Origin of the sequence: Cereibacter changlensis JA139 (assembly GCF_003034985.1) — a bacterium.
Lineage (GTDB): Bacteria > Pseudomonadota > Alphaproteobacteria > Rhodobacterales > Rhodobacteraceae > Cereibacter > Cereibacter changlensis.
This window is the reverse complement of the sequence record NZ_PZKG01000167.1, coordinates 1-6,904: the sequence shown is the minus strand read 5'-3', so window position 1 is coordinate 6,904 and position 6,904 is coordinate 1. Positions and strand designations below refer to the sequence as shown.

Here is a 6,904-nt window from a genome sequence, read left to right as displayed (position 1 = left end):
GCACGATCCGGCAAGTGATCCTGATCGCCGCCACCGACAGGAGCGCCGCTGAGGCCTTCCTGAGCCACATGGCGAACCAACCCCTGCGCACCCTCGCCGAGGCCACCCACGGGCCGCTGGCGAGTCTCTGCGCGGCCCTGATGCCCTCGCCCACCACCAGCGCCAAACCCCGCAACCCCAGCGCCAAGACGATGCCCTGGCCCGACTACTTCGCCGAACTGTTCCAGATCGCGACAGGCTGGCTTGGCTGGACCCCGGACACCGCGTGGAGCGCGACCCCGGCGGAGATCACCTGCGCCTTCGACGGCCATGTCGCCATGCTGAAGACTATTCACGGGAGCGCCGACGAGGAAGACAATTCTCCGGCAGATCAGGCCCGTCGCGAGCGCAACCTCGCCGCCGGCCTCGACCCCGACTTTGACCGGGAAGGCCTGCATTCACTTCGGTCTTTGCAGTGAGCCGCCCGCCCCGCCTCTGTTCCTGTGGCCGCGTCGTGCCCCATGGCACCCGCTGCGCCTGCCAGATCGCCAGCACCCGAGCCCGCAACGCCCGGCACGACGCCAAGCGCCCGACGGCGACGCAGCGGGGCTACGGCGGCGAGTGGCGGGCAGCCCGCGCCGACCACCTCGCCCGGCACCCCTGCTGCACCCTATGCAGCGCCCCGGCGACCGTGGTCGATCACATCATCCCGCACCGGGGCGACAAGGCCCTCTTCTGGGATCGCTCCAACTGGCAGTCACTTTGCACCCCCTGCCACAACCGACACAAGCAGCGCGTCGAGCGCGCAACCAGCTAAGGAAAGCCCATGTCTACGACACAGCAACACGACCTGACGCCCCTGTGGAAGGCCTATGCCTCCGGCTACGGCGATGCGTCCTTCACCTGCGCCGACGAAGCGCTCTGGATCATCACCGAGACCGTAGACATTCCGACCCTCACCTATGGTCATGTCGTCCGTGCGGGGAAGACCGTGTCCCTGATGTTGTCGGACAAGGAACGACTCTGGCTGAAGGGCAACGGCACTGCCGTGGTCACGGCGGATCACCCGCTGACCTGATCATGTCCGGCGAGCAAGATCTCTGGCGCGAAGTCCTATGGCTGGCGATACAGGATGCGCTCAAGGGCGTTTCGACAACGTCCAGTTCCTGCAAGGGAGGCCGGTTGAGGGAAATCAGACATGCGCGGATTTACCTCACCAAGCCAAACCGTGACTTCAACGACGTGTGCCATCTGGCGGGCGTCGATCCGCAGGCAACGCGGGAGCGGCTGACCAAGTTGATCGCCGAGGCCCCCAGCCCGGAGGAGTTGATAGACGCAGATAGCCCGCGCGCGAAGACGTTCACCGCGTTCGGGCGCACTGCAACCTTCGAGGAATGGTCGAAGAACACCGGGATCGCGAAAAATGTTCTGTGGAACCGTATCGCTGACCCCAAATGGACGCCCGAGCGCGCGGTGACTGAGCCAGTGCGGGCCAGATCGTGCTTCCGACGAGCGCGCAGCCGATCCGAAATGGACGCCTGAGCGCGGGTAAGCGCGCCTTTGCGGGTAAAGTATCTAGACGCAGAGCAGCACAGGGGCGTCTAGTGACACAGCTTGACATCACGGCCGAAGCGTTCCACCAGCGATAGATTGCCCGGAAGTCATCTGCCTTGAAGTATGAGGGTTCGTGTGATGATGTTCCTGATGCAAGGCGGACGCGAATCCTGATAGGCAGAGCATGAACGATATGAACGAGTTGAATGGCCTAAAGCCGAAGTCCGCGAAGGACCTGGCAGAGAAAATTCTCGGGTGGGCTAAACATAAGAACCTCTTTGACAGGGTGCCTCTAGACGAAGGCATTGAGGAAGAAGATGCTCAATTTCAAGTCGGTCCTAATCAGTTCCATGCCCAAGCCACTGAAGAAGTTCTTCGGAAGCGATCAATTAATTTAGTTGGTTTTTCTGAGGGTGAAAAGAAAGTCGTGATTTTCACTCACAATAAAGTCTCAAAAGGTGATGAAAAAGTTCTTCCATTTGCCTTCGGAGATTTCAAAGTCGAGTATGCGCAAGGTGGGATCGCTCAAGTTAGAGGCAATCCGCCTCAACCCCAGCAGCCCAACCCGTTTAACTTGAGAAACAATAGATATACTTGTGGCTCTTCGATCTTTCCAGCCCACTGCATTGGCGCTGGAACTTTTGGGCTAATCGTAAGAGACGCCGGCGGGCAACTTTATGGCATGACAAACAATCATGTTGCAGGTGCCTGCAATCATGCAATGCCGGGCTTACCGATACTGGCTCCTGGACCGGCGGATGCCACGGAAACGGCATGCGATCCGTTCACCATTGGGCGTCATAGTCGACTCCTGCCTATCAACGATGGCATTCCCGAGAATATAAATATATCTGAAAACTGCGACGTGAGCATTTTTAGCCTCACTGACCCCGCACGGGTCTCCTCTTATCAGGGGAACGCTTATGATACACCTGCAGCGGTCGGAATGCCGGACCCCGGTTTTCGTGTAAAGAAGTATGGCCGAACAACGGGACTGACTACCGGCGTAATAGTTGCACAAGCAGCGAGCCCGATGCCGGTATCTTATACTGTCAGCGAGTATGGTATCAAAAAGAATGTCTGGTTTGAAACCATATTTATCGTGGCGGGCGATCACGGTCTGCCGTTTTCTCGCCCGGGTGACTCAGGGTCACTCGTCGTCTCCGAAGATGCCGCTGGCAATCCAGTTGCGGTCGGGCTAGTATTCGCGGGGAACGAACAACGAAACTATTCGTTCATCCTACCACTGCCCGACGTGATGCAGAAGCTGGGAGTGAGTATCGTGACAGGCCACCATGTCTGAATCAACATCTTCGGCACTTCACGCTGCAAGGGCGCTTGCGCGGGACTTGGCCCTGCCACGGAGCAGGGCCACCGTGTTCGCTTGGCGTGATGAAGCAGGGGAACGCATTGTCATAGCGCTCGACCGCCGGTTGCAGCGGGACCGCTGGTCTATCCCAACCTCATTCAGGGGATTTCCCGTCGAAATCCAAGATGAAGTCGGTGCGATAGTAACCCTGCCGCAGAACTGACCAGAGTCATCGCTCCCGTGCCCATCTAGTGGATAGTGGTCTCTGGCCACGACACTGGGCTAGGGGGGGGTATGGCGCGACTTCGCCTCTGCTTTGAGACCGGCGGGGGGACCGCTCTGCAAGACAGCTCGAATATAACTTTTCCTGCCCGAATCAGCATGCTACATTGTGTTATGTTATAACATATGGAGCAGCGCCATGGCCGCGCATACGTCTACCGCGCTGTTGAAGGCGCAACTGAATCTCGACCACGACCTCGACGAGGCCCTGCTCGCTCATAAGCTGGCGGCTGCCGAGGCGTGGATCGCCAAGCACATCGGACAGCCCTTCCCGGAGGATGCCCCGGCTGACCTGACCGAAGCCGCGCTTCAGCTCGCCGCCTATTGGTATGAGCAGCGCGAGGCCGCGAGCTTCGGACTCGCCACAGCCCCGGTGCCGTTCGGCGTCTATGAGCTGCTACAGGGGCACCGCGACGCGGTGACGGGCCGTGTCCCTGCGTGATCAGTCCCGCGCGCTCGAAGCGCGGTTGAAAGCCATCCCCTCCGAGATCGTCGCAGAGCTGCGCCCGGCCCTCATGAAATCGGCGGAAGACCTCGCCGACAAGATGCGCGCCCTCGTTCCTGTCGATGACGGCGACCTGCGCGACTCTATCGCCGTCACCGGCCCCGGCGAGACGACACCCCCTTATGCCTCCGGCGGCGGGCGGCGCACGGCCTCCGAGGCGCAGGCGCTGGTGACGGTTGGCAGCCCCGTGGTGCGCCACGGGCACTTGCAGGAGTTCGGCACGGTGACGCAGGAGGCGCAGCCTTTCATGCGCCCGGCATGGCGCATTGCGAAGGCCAAGATCGAACGCCGGATCGCGCGGGCGATTGGGGCGGCAATCAAGAAGGCAGGGGGCCGGGGCAATGCTTGAGCCGACCCTCGTCCTTCAGACCGCTGTCCGGGCGGCGCTGATCGCCTCGCCCGAGCTGCTGGCGCTGGTGCCTGCTGACAACGTGCGGACCGGACCTGTCCGACCTGATCGGATGCCCTGCGTGATCCTTCGCGGAGATCAGGTGCAATACCTGGGCCGCGCCTCCGGCGGGCAGCACGTCGCCCGCGTGTTCCTCGACGTGAATGTCTGGGCGCTGGAAGACGCAGGCACCGCCCGGCAGATCGGCGCGGCCTGTCTGGCTGCCCTGATCGACCCGCCCGCAACGGATGGGGCGCTGATCGTCGAGTGGTCGAAGCCGTCGATCCTCTGGCTTCGCGATCCGCAGCCGGACCGGGCCTATACCCACGGCGTGATGCAGATCGAAGGGGTGTTGCAATGGAAAGCCTGATGCGCGCCGGTGCCCTCGACCGCAAGATCACCGTCGAGCGCTCGACCGAGATCGTCGCCCCCTCCGGCCACGTCTCGACCGTCTGGCAGCCGCTGATGACGGTGCGCGCCGAGGTCCGGGAACAGAACGCCGACGAGGTTGCGACCGGCTTCGGCGAGACCGAGGCCGAGACCTTGATCTTCGTGGTGCGCTGGCACCCTGCCCCGATCACCACCGGCGACAGGATCACCCACGCGGGCCGCGTCTACAACATCAAGCAGATCGCCGAGATCGGCAGGCGCAGGGGCTGGAAGCTCCGGGCGGTGGCGTCGTGAGCATTCACCACCGGGGCGTCAAGCCCGCCCTTACCAGCGACAGCGAGGCCCTGACCAAGGCACCGCCCGCCCCGGCCTATCTCAGCTCGCAGGCGAAGGCGGAATGGAAGCGCATCATGCCCCAGCTGATCGCCCGGCAGATCATCACCCGCGCCGATCTGGCGGGCATCGAGAACTACTGTTCTGCCGCTGGTGCCGCGCGACAGATCGCTGAGATCATCAACGCCATGCCGGTGCCGGACCTGAAGCTGGGCGGGCTGCAAATCCGCTACATGCAGACCGCGCGCCAGCTCGCCGCCGAATATGGCCTGACCCCGACCAGCCGGGCGCGGATCGGCAGCAACGCCACCGGCGACGATGACGACGACAACCCGCTGGCGATCACCTGACCCATGTCGGCGCGCTCGACCTACCCCGCGTGGATCTACGACGGATCGGACATTCCCGACCCGCTGGGCCATGGCGAGCGCGCGGTGCGCTTCCTGCGCCTGCTGAAGCACCCGGCCAGCACCGCGCCGGGCCGGGCGTTCCAGATCTTCCCGTGGCAGGAGCGGATCGTCAGGCGCATCTATGGCCCGCGCCATCCGGATGGCAGCCGCGTCGTGAAGACGGTGTTGTTGCTGGTTCCGAGGGGCAACCGCAAGACCAGCCTCGCCGCCGCGCTGGCGCTGCTGCACACCATTGGCCCCGAGCGGGTGCCCGCCGGGCAGGTGATCTTCGCCGCCTGCGACCGCGAGCAAGCCGGGATCGGCTTCCGGGAGGCGGCGAACATCATCCGCGCCGACAGGCGGCTGGTGGCGGCCACCCGCATCTATGACGCGCACAACAGCGCGAAGAAGATCGTCCTGAAGTCGGAAGACGTGACCCTTTGCGCGATCTCGTCGGACGGCGGCGCGCAGCACGGGCGCACCCCGGCCTTCACGCTGGTTGATGAGCTGCATGCGTGGCGCGGGCGCGACCTCTGGGAAGCCCTGAAGTCCGGCACAGCCAAGGTGCAGGACAGTTTGACCATCATCGCGACCACGGCGGGGCGCGGTGCCGAGAGTGTCGCCGCCGAACAGTTCGACTACGCCCGGCGCGTCGCCCTGGGCGAGATCGACAACCCGGCCTTCCTGCCGATCCTCTTCGCCCCGGAGGAGGGCGACGACTGGCAGGACGAGGCCGTCTGGCAGAAGGTGAACCCCGGCCTGCGCCACGGCTTTCCCAGCCTCGACGGGCTGCGCACCCTGGCGAAGGAGGCCGAAGGCCGTCCCGCCGACGCCTACGCCTTTCAGCAGTTCAACCTCAACGTCTGGATGGCGAACAGCCGTGATCCGCTCTTCGACCTCGACACCTACGACGCCCGCTGCTTCGACGATGATCTCGCCGACCTCGAAGCCCTGCCCTGCTGGCTGGGCGTGGACATGGCGCTGTCCGGCGACTTGGCGGCGGTGGTGGCGGCGTGGAAGCACCCCGATGGACAGATCACCATCAAGCCGACGTTCTTCGTGCCCGGCGATGACCTGAAGGCCCGCGCCGACCGTGACGGGGTGCCCTATGAGCGCTGGCGCGACGATGGCCTGCTGATCGCCACCCCCGGCCCGATCATCGCGCCCGAGGCCGTCGAAGACCGTATCCGCGAGCTGTGCGCCACCTTCGACGTGCAGGAGATCGCCTTCGACCCGCACCTCGCCCGCGTCACGATGCAGCACCTGCACGACGAGGGCCTGCCTGTCGTCGAGATGCGCCAAGCCCCGCTGACGATGGGCGTGGCCGCTGGCGACCTTGAGCGCACGGTGAATGGCTGCCTGATCCGCCACGACGGACACCCGGTGCTTCGCGATCACTTCGGGAACGTGGTCGCATCCCGGAACGACTCCGGCCTGATCCGCATGCACAAGGCCCGGAAGACCGACCGGATCGACGGGGCTGTCGCCGCTGCGATGGCCGTGTCGCGCGCCTGCGCCGCTGAAACCATGAAATCCGCCTACAGCGATCCTCTCGCTGATGGCTTGTTCGTATTTTGAGGATGACCTGAAATGGAAACCGCACTGCCCGGCCTCGTCGTTGAAGTTGAAGCGAGGATCGACCGGCTCGAGAAGTCGCTGAAGCGCGCCAATGCGCTGCAATCCCGCAGCGCCACCGACATGGAAAAACGCGCGAAGCAGTCTGCCGACCGGCTGCGCTCGACCTATGGCGCAGCGGGTGACGGCATCGCCGCCAG

At 63.9% G+C, this 6,904-nt stretch carries 12 protein-coding genes; all 12 read left to right on the top strand.

Annotation, left to right across the window (positions count from 1 at the left end; translation table 11 throughout):
• A partial coding sequence (locus C5F48_RS20595; protein WP_219907818.1) for a phage tail assembly chaperone occupies nt 1-458 on the top strand: 458 nt, incomplete at its 5' end.
• A 35-nt stretch (nt 459-493) separates the two neighbouring features.
• Nucleotides 494-796, top strand: a complete 303-nt coding sequence (locus C5F48_RS20590; RefSeq protein WP_373454358.1) for an HNH endonuclease — start codon at nt 494-496, stop codon at nt 794-796.
• 9 nt (nt 797-805) lie between these two features.
• On the top strand, nt 806-1,057 hold the full coding sequence (locus C5F48_RS20585) for a hypothetical protein (protein ID WP_107665658.1): 252 nt from the start codon (nt 806-808) through the stop codon (nt 1,055-1,057).
• A 2-nt stretch (nt 1,058-1,059) separates the two neighbouring features.
• On the top strand, nt 1,060-1,521 hold the full coding sequence (locus C5F48_RS20580) for a hypothetical protein (RefSeq protein WP_107665657.1): 462 nt from the start codon (nt 1,060-1,062) through the stop codon (nt 1,519-1,521).
• A gap of 196 nt (nt 1,522-1,717) precedes the next feature.
• A complete protein-coding gene (locus C5F48_RS24875) occupies nt 1,718-2,836 on the top strand; it encodes a Nal1-like putative serine protease (RefSeq protein WP_146170673.1) in 1,119 nt (372 codons plus the stop codon).
• Nucleotides 2,837-3,263: 427 nt separating this feature from the next.
• Nucleotides 3,264-3,566: a head-tail connector protein gene (locus C5F48_RS20575; protein WP_107665656.1), complete on the top strand. Its 303-nt coding sequence runs from the start codon at nt 3,264-3,266 to the stop codon at nt 3,564-3,566.
• The gene (locus tag C5F48_RS20570; protein ID WP_107665655.1) at nt 3,553-3,978 is read left to right on the top strand and encodes an HK97-gp10 family putative phage morphogenesis protein; all 426 of its coding nucleotides are present in this window, start codon (nt 3,553-3,555) and stop codon (nt 3,976-3,978) included. The genes C5F48_RS20575 and C5F48_RS20570 overlap by 14 nt, the downstream gene beginning before the upstream one ends.
• The gene (locus C5F48_RS20565) at nt 3,971-4,387 is read left to right on the top strand and encodes a DUF3168 domain-containing protein (protein ID WP_107665654.1); all 417 of its coding nucleotides are present in this window, start codon (nt 3,971-3,973) and stop codon (nt 4,385-4,387) included. The genes C5F48_RS20570 and C5F48_RS20565 overlap by 8 nt, the downstream gene beginning before the upstream one ends.
• The gene (locus tag C5F48_RS20560) at nt 4,387-4,701 is read left to right on the top strand and encodes a phage head closure protein (protein ID WP_107665661.1); all 315 of its coding nucleotides are present in this window, start codon (nt 4,387-4,389) and stop codon (nt 4,699-4,701) included. The genes C5F48_RS20565 and C5F48_RS20560 overlap by 1 nt, the downstream gene beginning before the upstream one ends.
• Nucleotides 4,698-5,090, top strand: a complete 393-nt coding sequence (locus C5F48_RS20555) for a phage terminase small subunit P27 family (protein WP_107665653.1) — start codon at nt 4,698-4,700, stop codon at nt 5,088-5,090. Before C5F48_RS20560 ends, C5F48_RS20555 begins: the two co-directional genes overlap by 4 nt.
• A gap of 3 nt (nt 5,091-5,093) precedes the next feature.
• Complete coding sequence (locus C5F48_RS20550) at nt 5,094-6,707, top strand: terminase large subunit (RefSeq protein ID WP_107665652.1); 1,614 nt, start codon at nt 5,094-5,096, stop codon at nt 6,705-6,707.
• Between the two features lie 12 nt (nt 6,708-6,719).
• On the top strand, nt 6,720-6,904 hold a 185-nt coding region (locus C5F48_RS20545; protein WP_146170672.1), incomplete at its 3' end, for a hypothetical protein.